Source organism: Pseudomonas sp. CCNWLW23 (assembly GCF_037095675.1).
Lineage (GTDB): Bacteria > Pseudomonadota > Gammaproteobacteria > Pseudomonadales > Pseudomonadaceae > Aquipseudomonas > Aquipseudomonas atacamensis.
The window spans coordinates 139,787-155,094 of record NZ_JBAWKM010000004.1; the positions used below are offsets into that span (position 1 = coordinate 139,787).

Below are 15,308 nucleotides of genomic sequence, written 5' to 3' on the forward strand. Positions count from 1 at the left end.
TCGAATCTGTCAGATCGCAGCGGTCTTTTTCCAGCTCATGTAGCTTGTCACCAGTCCGGCCCCCAGCTCGGCGGGCCGAACATCCATCACTGCAACGCCATGGGCAGTCAGCCGCTCATGGAGTTGCGAGCGGTCATTGAGAAAATCGACGGTGCCGCAGTAGGCGAGTGCCTCCGGCAACGTTTGTATCGTGCTCTGGCGCAATGTATCCAACGCCTGTTCACGCAGGCTCGCCACCAGCACCCGATGTTGCGCGCTCAACCGTCTGACCGCGCCCAGCACTTGATCATCGTCATCGCGCAGATTGGTCACCAGCACCACCAGTGCCCGGCGTTTTTGTCGGGCCAGTAACTGGCTGGCGGCGGCCTGATAATCAGCAGGGAACTGGGTGCTCCCAAGGTCATAAACAGCGTTGAGCAGGACGTTCAGTTGGCCGCTGCCTTTGACTGGCGCGACATGGCACGGCTTATCACCGGCGAAGGTACTCATGCCCACCGCATCCCCTTGGCGCAACGCCACATAACTGAGCAGCAGGCAGGCATTGAGCGCGTGATCGAAGTGCGACAGCTCACCATCGTGACTGCGCATCTGCCGGCCGCAATCGAGCAGGAAGATGATCTGTTGATCGCGCTCATCTTCGTACTCGCGGGCAATCGGCGTGCGCTGGCGGGCGGTGGCTTTCCAGTCGATCTGGCGCAGGCTGTCGCCTTCGCGAAATTCGCGCAACTGATGGAACTCCTGACCCTGACCGCGACGTTGTCGCTGGCGTATGCCGAGCTGGCTGAGCCAGTTGTCGACGGCGCGCAACTCACCGCCGTAAAGCCGGGCGAAGTCCGGGTAGACACGGGTCTCGTCGCGGACGCTGAGCAGGCGTTTGCCGGACCATAATCCCAAGGGGCTGGGCAGGTTGACTTCGCACTGTTCGAAGCAGAAATGCCCGCGTTCGAGAGGTCGCAGACGGTAGGTGAGCTGACTGACATGGCCGGGTTGAAGCTCGACAACTGTTGGCAGATATTCAAACGCGAGGCCGTCGGGTACGTGGTCGAAGACATTGATCTTCAGTGGCTCGGCAAACTCATGGGCGACCTCCAGCTTTACCTCTCCCCAGCGCCCGAGCGCCAGGCTGCCGGGCATCTGCCGTTTGATGCGCGGCGAGGGCAGGCGTCTGAGGCGTACGGCGTCGATAACCGCCAAGGCCAACAGCGCCAGGAGCAACCCCCAGTTGATCGAAATCAGGCTCGAAGGGAGCTCTCTGCCAAGTGCCTGAAAGGCGCCGAGCACGATGCTGACGACCAGCAGCAACGCCAGCCAGATCAGCAGCAGCCGTGAGGGTTTCACAGGCGCGGCGCCGGCACTTGATCGAGCAATTGCGCGAGCACCTGATCGACCTGCAGGCCTTCGATGTCCAGCTCCGGTGCGATGCGCACGCGATGGCGCAGCACCGCCAGCGCGCAGCCTTTGATGTCATCCGGAATCACGAACTCGCCGCCGCGCAACAGCGCCCTGGCCCGGGCACAGCGAACCAGTGCAATCGAGGCGCGCGGTCCGGCGCCGAGGGTCAGGCCCGGCCAGGTCCGCGTGCTGCGCGCCAGGCGCACGGCGTAATCAAGGACCTGATCGTCCAGCGGCAGATCGCTGGCAATACGCTGCAACGCCTGCACGTCTTTGGCTTGCAACACTGTGCGCAGCGGTTGCACATCGAGCATGTCGGCGCGGGTCGAACGACAGACCTGACGGACCATGTTCAGTTCCTGATCGGCGTCGGGATAATCCATGCGCACCTTGAGCATGAAACGGTCGAGCTCGGCTTCCGGCAGCGGATAGGTGCCTTCCTGTTCGATCGGGTTCTGCGTCGCCAAAACCATGAACGGTTGCGCGATGGGCAAGGCGCGACCCTCGAGCGTCACCTGGCGCTCCTGCATGGCTTCGAGCAATGCCGCCTGGGTTTTTGCCGGGGCGCGGTTGATCTCGTCGGCCAGCAGCAGGTTGGTGAACAGCGGTCCTTTGCGCAGCTTGAACTGCTCGGTCTGCAGGTCATACACGGCGTGGCCGGTAACGTCGCTGGGCATCAGATCCGGGGTGAACTGGATGCGTGCGAACTCGCCGCCGAAGCATCGCGCCAGTGCCCGCACCAGCAAGGTCTTGCCCAGGCCGGGCACGCCTTCGAGCAGCACGTGGCCGCCGGCGATCAGCGCGGTCAGGACATCGTCGACCACCGCATCCTGGCCGATCAGCGCCTTGTTCAATTCATTGCGCACTGCCTGCGCCAACTGGCTGGCACGCTGGCGCTGCTGGGCGGCGTGCGTCGCGCTGCCGGGCTCGATCTGTTCAGTCATAACGCGTTCCTCAAAGTTTGCAGATGAGCGACCTGACGGCTGAATTCGGCGCTGGACAAACGCTGCTTCTGACGTGGGCTCAGGGCCTGGCTGATGGCGCGGGTGGGTTGCCGGGTCAGGCGCGATAACGCCAGCCATTGCTCGGCCACATTCAATTGATCGAAACCGGGATGGCGGCGGCGGGCGCGGCGCAGGATGTCTTGCTGCAAGGCTTGCAGCAGCGCCTGCTGGCCGTTGTGGCGCAGGAGGAAGTCGGCACTGGCACGCAGATGCTCCAGCAGTTGGCGGCGACCCGCTGGCGCTGGCATTTGCACCGGGCCGTGACGCACGCCGGCCTGCCACAACCACAGGCCGATCAAGGCGAGCAGGGCGACGATGGCCTGCGGGAAGTAGCGCCAGAGCAAGGTCCACAAGCCATCGTGCGCGGTGTTGTAAATCAGCGTGACGTCGGTGTCGGCGCTCAGGTACCAGAGTAGCCAGGCGTTGTCGTATTTGCCGATAGCGCCGGTTTTCCATAACTCGGCATCGGTGACCACGGTGATCGTGCCGAGGCCGTACACCCGTTGCATCATGTGCGTGGCTTTGGCGCTGTTGGCCCAGGCTTGCGCGACATTGTTCGGGTCGTCGAGGTGGAAGTCGGTGTCGAAACCGGCGTAGGCCGGCGCGTCTTCGTCTTCCAGATACAGTTTGGTCAGTTTCGGGAAGCGGTCCTTTTCAACGTCCCTTGGTGGATCTTTCAAGTCCTTGCTCAGCGATTGGTGCAGTTGCACCTTGTCGAGCAGCAGATCATTGCTTTGCCCGGTTTGCGCATCCCACAGCGATTCAGCGACAAATACCAAGCGTCCGCCGGCGCGAGTCCAGTTCAACACCTGATCGACTTCACGCGGCGTCATCCGCGCGCGCTCGCCGAACAACAACAAGGTGTGGCTGTGCGGATCAATCTGCGGCAGCACCGCCAGGGTCTCGGCGTGACTGACCGCGAGGCCGCGCTCGCGCAGGAACATTTCTGCCGCCAGATAAGGATTGGCTTGCGCGGCAGGCGAGGGGCCGTGATCGACGGTTTCCTGATAGGGCCGGGCCTTGAGGTAGAGGAACAGGCTCAAGCCGCCAAGCAGCAAAAGCGCCAGCGCAGCCAAAGACCAGCCGATGCGCCGGTTCAATGCCCGGCACCTTTGCCGAACAATTCACGCCAGCCGTTGCACAGCTCTGCTTGCAGGTGCGCAGCTGGAAGTCGGTGTCCGTAGGCCATGTTCTGCCAGTGAACAGTGAGGTTGCGGCTGTAGGCGAGCAGGTCCGGGCGTTGCAATTGCTCGATGCGGTTGAGGATCTGGCTCTCGGTGTCGGCGGCTTTCAGCGTCAGGTCGAAATCATGCAACAGATGGCTGAGCAGGCCGCGATAGAGCAGGCCCAGCGCGGCGCGAGGTTCACTCAGCCACAATTGTTCGGCGCTGCTGGCAATGTCATCCGGCAGGGTTTCACGGTTCAGATCGAGGCCGAAGACTTGTGGCGACGCCGGCGGTTTGCTGCGCGCTGGCAGGTTCGGGCGGCGGCTGACGAAAGCCCCGAGGAATTCGCGATAACGCCAGGCCAGCCAGCCCAGCGCGGCAATCAGCGCGCCCCACAACAGCACCTCAATCACGCCGGCGAGGGTATCGAGGTGCCGACCGTCGAGCCAGCCGAGCAGGGTTTTCAGCCATTGCGGAACTTCACCCGCTTGCGCGTTCTCGGTGGGTTTTGCCGGGTCGTCGCCAAAGCGGTAACGGGTGACGCTTTCCTTGTTCTTGAACGGCGGTTGTTCGAGCAGCGACTGAATGCTGTCGCGCGAGGCCTGACTGGTCAGCGGCTGATTGAGCAACCGTGGAGCATCCGGCGCATCGCTGGCCCATACCGGTTGCAGATTCGGCAGCAGCAGACACGCCCCCAGCAACACGCCGAGCACGCCGTTGTTCAAGCGCTGGCGTAAACGGCGGAAGACCAGCTCGATGTCCCAGGCTTCCAGTTGTGTGCGGCGGTTCAGGTACAGGCTGAAACCGCAGGCGACATACACCGGTCCCCAGGCCACCAGGATCAGCGCGTAAAAAACGTTGGTCAGGTGCTCCAGCCAGCGCCAGTCCTGATCGGCGGCTAGTAGTAGCGATTGCCAGTCCCAGTCGGTCTCGATCTGCTGCGGCAAGAGCATGTAGAACAGCAGCATCAAGCCGATCCACAGTGCGGTTTCCAGATGCACTCCGATGATCGTCAACCATTGCGCGGCGCCGCCGTTGCGTTGCAGCAGCACCTGCAGACGTTGTTGTCTGGCCTCGCCGTCGAGACCTTCGAGTTGCGTCACCGGCAGCACAAAGCTGCGACTCAGGCTCAGCCGGCGCCAGGTCAGACTCGCCAACAGTTGCGGCCTGAGCAGGCGTGGCCATTCACGCAAGGCTTGCTTGAGCGTCGGGGTTTCGCCGAACAGCGCTTTGGAGAGGATGTACAGCGGCAGGCGTTCGTAGGCCGGTTTCAGCCACCAGAAAATGAACACCGCCAGCGATGGCGAATCCCACAGCAACAGGCTGAGCAGGGCGAACAGCGGCAGGGTGACGATCGCCCAACTGGTCATCAACAACCGCCGATGCTGCTGGCTCATCAACACGCCCAGGTCCATGGCTTCCCAGGTCGTGCGCGGGCGGATCACTACGCTGGCGTCACTCAGGCGCATGGCGGGTCCTTCCGGCAAACAGCAGATACACCGCGACGGCCAGCCACAGCGCGGCGCCGACGGCGTATTTGGTCAGCGGCGTTACGCTGGTTTTCGACGACCAATAAGCCTCGATAAAGGCTGCGATCAACAGGAACAGCATGGCCCCACACACCAGCAACACGCTTTTGCGCGCGGCCAGGCGCAGCGCCTCGCCCCATGTCAGGCGTCCGGGGGCGATCAGCGCCCAGCCCACCTTCAGGCCCGCCGCTCCGGCGAGGGCGATTGCGCTCAGTTCGAACGCGCCGTGACCAATCACGAACGACCAGAAGGTCTGGCCGAAACCGATCTCGCTGAGATGCCCGGCCACCGCACCGATGATCATGCCGTTGTATAGCAGGAAGAATCCGCTGCCCACGCCCATCAGCAAACCGCTGGCGAATGTCTGAAAGGCGATGCCTGTGTTGTGCATGACGTAATAGCCGAACATCACCCAGTCTTCGCTGGCCGCCCGTTCGGCCGAGCGTCCGAGGTGGCCGGCGACGGGGTCGTACATGCCTTGCATCTCGCGCACCTGTTCGGCCGGAATCAGGTTGTAGATCAGTTCCGGGTTCAGATAAACCAGCACGCCGAAACCGATCAGGCTGCCGAAGAACAACAGGCTGGCGGCCGCAACGAAGCGCCACTGTTCGCGCACCAGTCGCGGGAAGTCGGCGAGGATAAAGCTGATGATGAGCGCCCCGAGGCGACTGCGATGCCGATAGAGCTGTTGATGGCCGCGCAGCACTTGCTGTTGCAATGAATCGATCAGAAAACTGCTGTAGCCACGCGCCTGGGCCAGAGCCAGATGTTGGCAGAGACGCCGATAGGCCTTGGGAAAATCGCTGACTTGCGCCGTATCCTTGCCGTGTTCGAGGCGTTCGAGCGCCACGGCGAAACGCTCCCATTCGGCCTTGTGGCGACTTTCGAACAGGCTCTGCTTCATGGGGTCGGCCCCAACAAACCGCGCGCGATGCCGTTGAGTTCAGACACGGCCTTGGGCGCAGAGATGTGCAACGGCTGCGCCAGCAATGCCGCCAGCTCGTTGACCCGTGCGGGAGAAAGCTCGGCCTGACGCTCGGCGAAACCGAGTACCGCGCGTTGTTCGCTCAAGGTCAGTGGAACGGGGCAGCGACGAGGTTCGGCATCAGGCAATTGCGGTCGGCTCAGCGGCCGTTCGCTGTAAACCACCAAGGTGCCGGCGGCAATGTCGCCGAGGCGTTTGAAGGTCGGGTGTTGCAGGCAACTGAGCGCACCGAGGAAATAGCCGAAGGGCAGTAGATCGACAAAGCGCAGCAGGTTGCGCAATAGCGAGGCCGACCAGCCGATCGGCGTGCCGTCATCGTGTACCACGCGCAAACCCATCCATTGTTTGCCCGGCGAGCGGCCCTGACGCAGCACCTCGAACAACACCATGTACCACCAGCTGATGGCAAACAGCAGCAAGGAACCGAGGCCCATGCCGAGCTTGCCGAGAAATGCCAGCGCGATGAACAGCACGCCGAGGATCAAGCCGCGAATGCCCAGATCGATGGCAAACGCCACCGCGCGCACCATCAACCCGGCGGGGCGCAACGGCAGGTCGATGCCTTCCGGCGTTTCGACCTGATGGCGCGTATCCAGCGGTGCTTTCCTTCGCGGTGCTGTGGGCTCGAGCATGGGCTACCTGATGTTCGCCTGTTCGGGGTGCAAGTGCGCCTGATGCTAGCAGCCTCTCGGGTGTGGGAGCGAGCCTGCTCGCGAATGTGGTGGGTCAGTCAGCCTGTGGGCAACTGACAGAACGCCTTCGCGGGCAGGCTTGCTCCCACAAGGGCAATCCATTCCAGTTGTAGGAATCTGGAGAAATTGCTGTTCGAGGGCGACCAGGCTGGCCGTGGCAGCCCTGAAACGCCTAGACTTCGCCGATCTTCTGTTCAGGATTCGCCCGTGACTTCAATCTTCTGGTACGACTACGAAACCACTGGCATCAATCCGCGCAACGACCGACCGCTGCAGGTGGCCGGGATTCGCACCGACCATGCGCTCAACGAGATCGACGAGCCGGTCAACCTCTATTGCCAGCCCAGCGAAGACATCCTGCCGCACCCGGCGGCGTGCGCGATCACCGGCATCACCCCCGGCCAGCTCGCTGAAAAAGGCCTGAGCGAAGCCGATTTCATGACTCGCGTGCATGCGCAACTGGCCGCACCGGGCACCTGTGGCGCCGGTTACAACACCTTGCGTTTCGACGACGAAATGACCCGCTACAGCCTGTATCGCAATTTCTTCGACCCCTATGCCCGTGAATGGCAGGGTGGCAACAGTCGCTGGGATCTGATTGATGTGGTGCGCGCCGCTTACGCATTGCGCCCGGACGGTCTGGTCTGGCCGACTGATGATGAAGGCCGCGTGACCCTCAAGCTCGAACGCCTGACAGCGGCCAACAATATCCATCACGGGCACGCTCACGAAGCCCTGTCGGATGTGCGCGCCACCATCGCACTGGCGCGGCTGATTCGCGAGAAACAACCCAAGCTCTACGAGTGGCTGTTCCAGTTGCGCAGCAAACAGAAGGTGATGGATCAGATCCGCCTGTTGCAGCCACTGGTGCATGTGTCCGGGCGTTTCTCGGCGGCGCGCAGTTATGTCGGCGTGGTGCTGCCGCTGGCCTGGCACCCGAAGAATCGCAACGCCCTGATCGTCTGTGATCTGCATCTTGATCCGCAGGGGTTGCTGGACCTCGATGCGCAAGCCCTGCGTCAGCGTCTTTATACCCGTCGCGATGAGTTGGCCGAAGGTGAGTTACCGGTACCGCTCAAGCTGATTCATATCAATCGTTGCCCGGTTGTCGCGCCGCTGGCGGTATTGCGCGCACAAGACCAGCAGCGCCTTGGGCTGGACATGGCGCTTTATCAGGAGCGGACAGTGCGACTAACTGACGCACAACAAGTCTGGAAAGATAAAGTCGCGGCGATTTATGCCAGCGAAGATTTCACTCCCAGCGAAGATCCCGAGCAGCAGTTGTACGATGGATTTATCGGTGATCGTGATCGTCGTTTATGCGAACAAGTTCGAACGGCCGACCCTGCGCAATTGGCGCAAGAGCAGTGGCCTTTCGATGATGAACGTTTGCCTGAATTACTTTTTCGATATCGAGCACGCAACTTTCCGGAGACCCTGGATGTGGTCGAGCAAGAGCGCTGGAAATTATTCTGTCAGCAGCGCCTGACGCAACCCGAGGCAGGTGCGCCGAATACCGTGCAGTCATTTATCGAGGCCGCCGAGCAATGGTCGCTTAGTGCGTCACCGATGCAGCGAGAGGTGCTCAATGACTGGCAGAATTATGTCCAGGCATTACGCAAACGTTTGAATCTGTGAAATCGAACATGCCCGGTCAATAAATTACGGGCATAAAAAAACGCCAGCGCTAGCTGGCGTTCTTTTGTTCGCGGATCGCTCTGCGAAGGCGTCGCGGCTTAGCCCAGCAGGGTAGCCCAGCCTTCAACCACGTCGCCGCCCCACTTGGCTTTCCACTCTTTCAGAGTCTTGTGGTTGCCACCTTTGGTTTCGATGACTTCACCGTTGTGCGGGTTTTTGTATTGCTTAACTTTGCGTGCACGCTTGGTGCCGGTAGTTTTTACTGCGCCGCCACGTGGAGCCTTGGATTTGGCTTCTGGATCCAGCAGCGCGATGATGTCACGCAGCGACTTGGAGTATTCACCCATCAGCGTGCGCAGTTTGCCTTCGAATTCCAGTTCGGCTTGCAGTTTGTCGTCTTCGGACAGGTTCTTCAGACGGGCTTGCAGCTCTTTGATGGCTTCTTCGGTGGCGCGATATTCGTTGATCAAGGACATGAGTACTACCTTTTGTAGAATGCTGAATGACAGGGGACAGTGCCGCAATAATAGTCAGGCTGTTTCATCAAGTAAACATTTAGATCGGCTTTTTATTTAAATGAGTTACAGGAATTAGCCGCGCTTTGAATGTTCAGTTAAATAATGTGATGCAGTCAGCACAGATATTTACAGTTGTCTGACAAAAGCCCCACTAAAGCGTCACGGTCTTGACGTAAGACCTGCGTCAGAAAGCCGTTTCGCCATGCTTTGTCCCACCCGGCGCGTATGCGTACTGCAGTTTTCCTGCGCAGTCGCTAGAATGGCGGCCTTTGTGAAGTTCTGGAGTTTCCCCCTCATGCGCACTTTTCGGCTGGTGATCTCTTGCCCGGACCGCGTTGGCATCGTTGCCAAAGTCAGTAATTTTCTGGCCTCTCATAACGGCTGGATCACCGAAGCGAGCCACCACTCTGACAATCAAGTGGGCTGGTTCTTCATGCGTCACGAAATCCGTGCCGATTCGCTGCCGTTCGGTATTGAAGAGTTGCGCGAGAAGTTCGCGCCGATCGCCGAAGAGTTCTCGATGGACTGGCGCATCACCGACACCGAGCAGAAAAAACGCGTGGTGCTGATGGCCAGCCGCGAATCCCACTGCCTGGCCGACCTGCTGCACCGCTGGCACAGCGATGAACTGGATTGCGAAATCGCCTGCGTGATCTCCAACCATGACGACCTGCGCAGCATGGTCGAGTGGCACGGCATCCCTTACTACCACGTGCCGGTCAATCCGCAGGACAAGCAGCCGGCATTCGACGAAGTGTCGCGCCTGGTCAAACAGCACGACGCCGAAGTGGTGGTGCTGGCGCGCTACATGCAGATCCTGCCGCCGGACATGTGCCGCGAATACGCGCACAAAGTCATCAACATCCACCACAGCTTCCTGCCATCGTTCGTCGGCGCCAAGCCGTATCACCAGGCGTCCCTGCGTGGTGTGAAGCTGATCGGCGCGACCTGCCACTACGTGACTGAAGAACTGGATGCCGGCCCGATCATCGAGCAGGACGTGGTGCGTGTCAGCCACAGCGACAGCATCGAAGACATGGTGCGTTTCGGCCGTGACGTCGAGAAGATGGTGCTGGCCCGTGGTCTGCGTTATCACCTGGAAGACCGCGTGCTGGTGCACGGCAACAAGACAGTCGTGTTCTGATCGAGCACGCCACGCTTGAAAAACCAAGGGCCTGGGCGTTGAATCGCTCAGGCCCTTGTCATTTGAGCCCGAGGAAAAGTCATGAGCGATCCACTGGACAAAGCCACTTCCAAAGCGCCCGCCACTCTCGGCGAGGGTTGCCTGAGTCGTTACGACCCGGAGGACATGAGCCCGGACGACGGCACCGAATTCCCCGGTGCCGCCGAACTTTGGGAGCAGCTCCAGCAATAGCAGGACGAACCTAAGAAGCCTGCCTGACGTTCATCAACTTCTTCAGCAACGGCTTGCCCAGCATCAACACGAACACCGGGCCGCCAACCAGCAGATAGAAGTAATACGTCACCACGCGCCAGATCAGGATCGCCGCCGCTGCGGTGGATTTGCCCACCATCGGCGCGAGCAGCGCAGCCGAGGTCAGCTCTGCCGCACCGGCACCGCCGGGTAACAGACTGAACTGGCCGGCGCCCAGCGAGAGCATCTGCACCAGAAAGCTCCACGCCCACTGCAAATCCGCGCCGAGCCCGCGCAAGGCCAGATACAGCACGCTGTAGCGCAGCAGCCAATGCACGCAGGTCAGAGCAAAAACCTGAACCAGCGTTTGCCAGGGCAGTTTCAAGGTGTCGGTAAATGCCGCGAGGAAGTGCAGCAACTTGCGCGCCCAGCGACGGCGAGTGCGTGCCGTGATGTTCATCCCCGCCAACAGCCGCCCGCTCAGGCGAATCAACGCTCGGTGATAACGGGCGATCAACACGCAACTGAACAAACCGCCAAACAGCGAAACGGCGCTGACGGTCAGCAGCCACTCGAGACGATCGCTCAGGTGCTGGAACAGCGCGTAAATCAGAATCCCGCTCAGGGCGCAGAGAAAGAACAGCAGATCGCTGAGCTGATCCATGGCAAACACCGCGCTGCCCCGCGCCGGACGCACGCCGCAACGGGCGAGCAAAGCCATGATCGTCAGCGGCCCGCCGCTGCCGCCGGGCGTGGCGCAGTACGCGAACTCGGCGGCCATCACCACGCCGAGGCTTTTCAATGGCGCGACCTTTTCACGCTGGTCGCCGAGCAACAAACGCAGGCGCAACGTATTGATGCCCCAGCAGAGCAGAATCATGCCGAACATGATCAACAGCCAGTGCAGCGGAAAACTGCGCAGGCGCGCCCAGGTTTCGCCGCCGCCGAGCAGCACCGGAATCAGCACCGCCGCGAGCAGGCCGATCAGCAACAACAGGCTGCGCTTCATGCTGCGCGTTCCAGTTGTCCGCGCTGTCGGGCCAGCCAGTCGATTTTGGTCAGCGGCATGCGCCCTTCCGCCAGCAGCCGCTGCAACGTGTGCAACCAGTAATCGCGAGAAAAGCGGTGACGCATGTCCACCGGATGCAGCCCCAGGCGAATCACCGATGCCTCGCGCCAGCGCTGTTCACGCTGCTCGCTGAGGATTTTCGACAAGCCGCGCCGCCAGGCACTGCGCGCACTCCACACCAGTCCCGGTGCATCGATGGCGCTGAAGTCGGGCAAGCGATAAAGGTGCTGCGGATCGCTGGTGTAGCTGAGCGGCAATTCGCGCAAGGCCTGGCGGGTGCCGTCGCTCATCAGCCAGGCCGGAGCGACGAAACCCTGCACCGGCCAGTCGTAGCGCTGAAACATCTCCAGACCCGCATGCAGGCGGGCCAAGGCTGCTTCGCGAGACAAGCGATAGAACTCGCCTTCATGGGTGTAGACCCGGCGCATGAACCAGTCGCGCGGGGTGTTTGGCATGGGTTCCTGATCGTCGTGGTAGTAGCCGTGCAGCGCCAGCTCATCGCCTCGGGCGACACGGGCATCGAGCACTCGGCGAAACGCAGCGTTGGCGTCTAGGGCATCGTGGCGATGGAAGTCCGGCACCACCAGCCACGTCATCGGCACATCACCCAAGGCATCGACGGCCTCGACGAAGGGCTGGTAATCCGCCCAGGTCGAGGGCGCCACGTCGTGCAATACCAGACACACCGCTTTCATGTTCTCAACCATTGGCCACCCGTGGCAGCGTATGGCCGAGCACCGCGTGATAGTGGCTGAGCAGACTGTCGACCACGGTGTCCCAGGCGTAATGCCGTTCGACGTGCTGGCGCGCCTGTTGACCGAGGCGAGCACAGCCGCGACTGAACAGCTCACGCACGGCGTTGGCCATGGCCTGGGGATTGTTCGGCGCGCAGAGCAGACCGCAGGAATCGTTGACGATTTCTTCAAACGCCCCGGCCGCCACCGCCACCACGGGAATGCCGCAGGCCATGGCCTCAAGGATGACCAGCCCGAAGGTTTCCTGGTCGCCGGCATGCAGCAGCGCATCGGCGCTGGCCATCAGCCGCGCGACTTTCGGCGCCGGGCAGAATTCGTCGATGACGCTGACGTTGTCCGGCACCGCTGCGGGCATCGACGAGCCGACCAACAACAAGTGATAGCGCGGACCGAGGCGCTGCATGCACTTGAGCAGCACCGGCAGGTTTTTCTCCTTGGAACCGCGCCCGGCAAAAATCAGCAGGCGGGTGTCTTCAGCGATTCCCAGCTCGGCACGCAGGCCGGGGTCGCGGGCGTCGGGATGGAAAGTGTGCAGATCCACGCCCAGCGGCTGCACATGGACATTGCGCACGCCGAGCCCGATGAGCTTGTCGGCCATGACCTGGCTCGGGGCAAGGACACGATCGAAATTGCCGTACAGACGAGTCACGTAAGCCTCGACATTCGGCGTGACCCAATGGCCCATGCGATTGCCCGCCAGCAGCGGCAGATCCGAGTGATAAAAGCCGATCACCGGCACATCCAGCTGTCGCCGTGCATCCAGCGCCGCCCATGCGGTGAGGTAGGGATCGCCGACTTCGATCAGATCCGGCTGCAAATCTTGCAGGACGTTTCGCCAAGGCGCCAGGCGCAGGGGGAAGCGATAACCTTTGCCGAAGGGCAGGGCGGGCGCCGGAACCGTGTAAATGCCGTCATGTTCACCCAGTCTCGCGCCGGGGATCAGCAGGCTGTGGCGAATGGCGTTGCGCTCGCCAAGGCGACGGTGTTTGGCATCCAGATAAGTCCGCACGCCTCCGCTGGCCGGGGCGTAGAACATGGTGATGTCGGCGATATGCACGGTGAGCAACCCTCCGCTGTGTCGTTCTCCCTTGATTGACCTTTATCCAGAATAGATGTTCGGTCGGGATTGCGCGGTGGGGTGTCAGTCGGGTTTCGTTGAAAGGTAGATATTCGCGAGCAGGCTCGCTCCCACAATGGAATGCATTTTCCCTGTGGGAGCGAGCCTGCTCGCGAAGTGGCCAGTCGCCGCAGCTTAAATCCTGAAGCTGCCCACCAGTTGCTTGAGACGCGAAGCCTGCTGCTCCAGATCCGAACAAGCGCGCAAGGTCGCTTGCAGGTTTTCCACGCCTTCCTGGTTCAGCGTGTTGATCTCGGTGATATCGACGTTGATCGACTCAACCACCGCAGTCTGCTCCTCGGTCGCCGTCGCCACCGACTGGTTCATCCCGTCGATCTCGCCAATGCGCAGGGTCACGCTGTTCAGGCGTTCGCCGGCGAGGTTGGCGATCTCGACGCTGTCCTGGCTGTGGCGCTGGCTGTCGCTCATGGTGCTCACCGATTCCCGGGCGCCGACTTGCAGCTCCTCGATCATGGTCTGCACCTGTTGTGCCGATTCCTGCGTGCGGTGCGCGAGGTTGCGCACTTCGTCGGCCACCACGGCGAAACCACGACCGGCCTCACCGGCGCGCGCCGCTTCGATCGCTGCGTTCAGCGCCAACAGGTTGGTCTGCTGGGAAATGCTGGTGATCACTTCGAGAATCTGGCCGATATTGACGGTCTTGCTGTTCAGCGACTCGATGTTGGTGCTCGACGCGCTGAGCATGCTCGACAGCTGGTTCATCGCCTTGATGCTGCGCTCGACCACCTGCTGGCCATCTTCGGCCAGCCCCCGGGCATCGCTGGCCTGATTCGACGCTTGCGCGGCGTTGCGGGCAATTTCCTGGGCGGCGGCGCCGAGCTGATTGATCGCGGCGGCAACACTGCTGGTGCGCGAAGCTTGCTGGTCGGAGTTGTACATCGACGAATTCGACGCAGCGACCACGCGCAGCGCGACTTCGTTGACTTGGCCGGTGGCCGAGGACACTTCGCGGATCGAACCGTGAATACGCTCGACGAAGCGGTTGAACGCGGTGCCGAGGATGCCGAATTCATCGTTATTGACGATGTTCAGGCGTTTGGTCAGGTCGCCTTCGCCGTCGGCGATGTCTTCCATGGCGCGGGTCATCACGTGCAGCGGCTGGATCAGCAGGCGGATCAGCATGCCGAGCAGGGCGATGATGATCGCCACGGCAATAATGGTCGCGATCACTGCCGAGGTGCGGAATTCGCTGAGCATCGAGTAGGCCTGGTCCTTGTCGATCGACAGACCGATGTACCAGTTCACCGACGGCAGGCCCTTGATCGGGGCGAAGGTGACGATGCGGGTTTTGCCGTCGACGCTCATTTCGCTGAAATCGCTGCTGATGCGCGGCGTGTCCTGCGGGTAGGCTTCTTTCAGTGACTTCATCACCAAAGCCTTGTCCGGGTGGACGAGGATCTTGCCGTCGGCACTGATCAGAAACGCATAACCCATGCCGTCGAAATCCCGTGCGGCGAGGGTGTCGACCAACGATTGCAGGCTCAGGTCACCACCGACCACGCCGACGCTCTGCCCGGCCTTTTTCGACGCGGTGGCGATGGAGATGATCAACTGGCCGGTGGCCGCATCGATGTAGGGTTCGGTCAGGGTCGAGGTGCTGCTGCTTTCGGCACCTTTATACCAAGGGCGTACGCGCGGATCGAAACCGTCCGGCATCTTCACGTCCGGGCGGATGGTGAAATGCCCGGTGGCATCGCCCAAGTAGGTTGCCATGAACGTCGAGGTCAGGCTTTTCTGTTCCAGCAGGCTGGCGACCGTGGCAGGTTCCGGGTTGATGGCGATGTTCTGCGCGGCGTTCTCGATCAGCAGAATGCGCCCGCTGAGCCAGGTCTGGATGTTGCCGGCGGTGACCTCGCCCATTTCATTGAGGTAGTTGTTCAGGTCATCGCGGATCGCATTGCGCTGCAGCCAGTCGTTGTACAACGTAAACGAGGCGAAAGCGGCAATGACGATGAGAGCGGCGGCAAGCAAAATCTTATGGCTGAAGCGCAGGTTTTTGTTCATGGCTTGGGGTTCCGCTAAGGTCTTAATGTCCTGGGCGTGCTTT

At 61.4% G+C, this 15,308-nt stretch carries 14 protein-coding genes and 1 pseudogene; 3 read left to right on the forward strand and 12 right to left on the reverse strand.

All coding sequences use genetic code 11. The annotated features are described in order from the left end of the window. Nucleotides 1-9 precede the first annotated feature (9 nt). Genes V8J63_RS07685 through V8J63_RS07710 form a run of 6 tightly spaced genes read right to left on the reverse strand, consistent with a single transcriptional unit; the run spans nucleotide 10 to nucleotide 6,708 of the window. Complete coding sequence (locus V8J63_RS07685; RefSeq protein ID WP_336463853.1) at nucleotides 10-1,338, reverse strand: DUF58 domain-containing protein; 1,329 nt, start codon at nucleotides 1,336-1,338, stop codon at nucleotides 10-12. Further along, nucleotides 1,335-2,336, reverse strand: coding sequence for an AAA family ATPase (locus V8J63_RS07690; RefSeq protein ID WP_125925603.1), 1,002 nt, complete (start codon nucleotides 2,334-2,336; stop codon nucleotides 1,335-1,337). Before V8J63_RS07690 ends, V8J63_RS07685 begins: the two co-directional genes overlap by 4 nt. Further along, nucleotides 2,333-3,496, reverse strand: a complete 1,164-nt coding sequence (locus V8J63_RS07695; RefSeq protein ID WP_336463854.1) for a DUF4350 domain-containing protein — start codon at nucleotides 3,494-3,496, stop codon at nucleotides 2,333-2,335. Before V8J63_RS07695 ends, V8J63_RS07690 begins: the two co-directional genes overlap by 4 nt. Further along, nucleotides 3,493-5,031, reverse strand: a complete 1,539-nt coding sequence (locus V8J63_RS07700; protein WP_336463855.1) for a DUF4129 domain-containing protein — start codon at nucleotides 5,029-5,031, stop codon at nucleotides 3,493-3,495. The genes V8J63_RS07695 and V8J63_RS07700 overlap by 4 nt, the downstream gene beginning before the upstream one ends. Then, on the reverse strand, nucleotides 5,018-5,995 hold the full coding sequence (locus tag V8J63_RS07705; protein WP_336463856.1) for a stage II sporulation protein M: 978 nt from the start codon (nucleotides 5,993-5,995) through the stop codon (nucleotides 5,018-5,020). Before V8J63_RS07705 ends, V8J63_RS07700 begins: the two co-directional genes overlap by 14 nt. Next, nucleotides 5,992-6,708, reverse strand: a complete 717-nt coding sequence (locus tag V8J63_RS07710; RefSeq protein ID WP_024014106.1) for an RDD family protein — start codon at nucleotides 6,706-6,708, stop codon at nucleotides 5,992-5,994. The genes V8J63_RS07705 and V8J63_RS07710 overlap by 4 nt, the downstream gene beginning before the upstream one ends. A gap of 267 nt (nucleotides 6,709-6,975) precedes the next feature. Between V8J63_RS07710 and sbcB the strand changes: the two genes are divergently transcribed. After that, nucleotides 6,976-8,406 (forward strand): exodeoxyribonuclease I, encoded by a 1,431-nt coding sequence (sbcB, locus tag V8J63_RS07715; RefSeq protein WP_336463857.1) that lies wholly within the window; start codon nucleotides 6,976-6,978, stop codon nucleotides 8,404-8,406. A gap of 98 nt (nucleotides 8,407-8,504) precedes the next feature. Here sbcB and mvaT read toward each other — a convergent pair whose 3' ends face one another. After that, complete coding sequence (mvaT, locus tag V8J63_RS07720; RefSeq protein WP_016773476.1) at nucleotides 8,505-8,882, reverse strand: histone-like nucleoid-structuring protein MvaT; 378 nt, start codon at nucleotides 8,880-8,882, stop codon at nucleotides 8,505-8,507. Between the two features lie 337 nt (nucleotides 8,883-9,219). Between mvaT and purU the strand changes: the two genes are divergently transcribed. After that, complete coding sequence (gene purU, locus V8J63_RS07725; protein WP_041479808.1) at nucleotides 9,220-10,068, forward strand: formyltetrahydrofolate deformylase; 849 nt, start codon at nucleotides 9,220-9,222, stop codon at nucleotides 10,066-10,068. An 81-nt stretch (nucleotides 10,069-10,149) separates the two neighbouring features. Next, nucleotides 10,150-10,299 carry a hypothetical protein gene (locus V8J63_RS07730; RefSeq protein WP_336463858.1) on the forward strand — a complete coding sequence of 50 codons (150 nt, stop codon included), beginning with the start codon at nucleotides 10,150-10,152 and terminating at the stop codon, nucleotides 10,297-10,299. Nucleotides 10,300-10,309: 10 nt separating this feature from the next. Here V8J63_RS07730 and V8J63_RS07735 read toward each other — a convergent pair whose 3' ends face one another. The 5 genes and pseudogenes from V8J63_RS07735 to V8J63_RS27730 form a co-directional block, all read right to left on the reverse strand. After that, nucleotides 10,310-11,308: a lysylphosphatidylglycerol synthase transmembrane domain-containing protein gene (locus tag V8J63_RS07735; RefSeq protein WP_186567647.1), complete on the reverse strand. Its 999-nt coding sequence runs from the start codon at nucleotides 11,306-11,308 to the stop codon at nucleotides 10,310-10,312. Continuing rightward, complete coding sequence (locus tag V8J63_RS07740) at nucleotides 11,305-12,075, reverse strand: DUF2334 domain-containing protein (protein WP_336463859.1); 771 nt, start codon at nucleotides 12,073-12,075, stop codon at nucleotides 11,305-11,307. The genes V8J63_RS07735 and V8J63_RS07740 overlap by 4 nt, the downstream gene beginning before the upstream one ends. Continuing rightward, a complete protein-coding gene (locus tag V8J63_RS07745; RefSeq protein ID WP_172834033.1) occupies nucleotides 12,068-13,159 on the reverse strand; it encodes a glycosyltransferase family 4 protein in 1,092 nt (363 codons plus the stop codon). Before V8J63_RS07745 ends, V8J63_RS07740 begins: the two co-directional genes overlap by 8 nt. A gap of 216 nt (nucleotides 13,160-13,375) precedes the next feature. Further along, entirely contained in the window at nucleotides 13,376-14,140 is a 765-nt protein-coding gene (locus tag V8J63_RS27725; protein WP_425375757.1) for a methyl-accepting chemotaxis protein, read from the reverse strand. Between the two features lie 93 nt (nucleotides 14,141-14,233). Further along, nucleotides 14,234-15,265: pseudogene (locus V8J63_RS27730) on the reverse strand (HAMP domain-containing protein); the annotation flags it as partial. Between the last annotated feature and the right edge of the window lie 43 nt (nucleotides 15,266-15,308).

Coding starts and splice junctions, on each gene's coding strand:
- V8J63_RS07745 (WP_172834033.1), bottom strand. CDS start 13,159: ATGTTCTACGCCCCGGCCAGCGGAGGCGTGCGGACTTATCTGGATGCC.
- V8J63_RS07740 (WP_336463859.1), bottom strand. CDS start 12,075: ATGGTTGAGAACATGAAAGCGGTGTGTCTGGTATTGCACGACGTGGCG.
- V8J63_RS07705 (WP_336463856.1), bottom strand. CDS start 5,995: ATGAAGCAGAGCCTGTTCGAAAGTCGCCACAAGGCCGAATGGGAGCGT.
- V8J63_RS07700 (WP_336463855.1), bottom strand. CDS start 5,031: ATGCGCCTGAGTGACGCCAGCGTAGTGATCCGCCCGCGCACGACCTGG.
- V8J63_RS07690 (WP_125925603.1), bottom strand. CDS start 2,336: ATGACTGAACAGATCGAGCCCGGCAGCGCGACGCACGCCGCCCAGCAG.
- purU (WP_041479808.1), top strand. CDS start 9,220: ATGCGCACTTTTCGGCTGGTGATCTCTTGCCCGGACCGCGTTGGCATC.
- V8J63_RS07735 (WP_186567647.1), bottom strand. CDS start 11,308: ATGAAGCGCAGCCTGTTGTTGCTGATCGGCCTGCTCGCGGCGGTGCTG.
- V8J63_RS07730 (WP_336463858.1), top strand. CDS start 10,150: ATGAGCGATCCACTGGACAAAGCCACTTCCAAAGCGCCCGCCACTCTC.
- V8J63_RS07710 (WP_024014106.1), bottom strand. CDS start 6,708: ATGCTCGAGCCCACAGCACCGCGAAGGAAAGCACCGCTGGATACGCGC.
- V8J63_RS27725 (WP_425375757.1), bottom strand. CDS start 14,140: ATGTACAACTCCGACCAGCAAGCTTCGCGCACCAGCAGTGTTGCCGCC.
- mvaT (WP_016773476.1), bottom strand. CDS start 8,882: ATGTCCTTGATCAACGAATATCGCGCCACCGAAGAAGCCATCAAAGAG.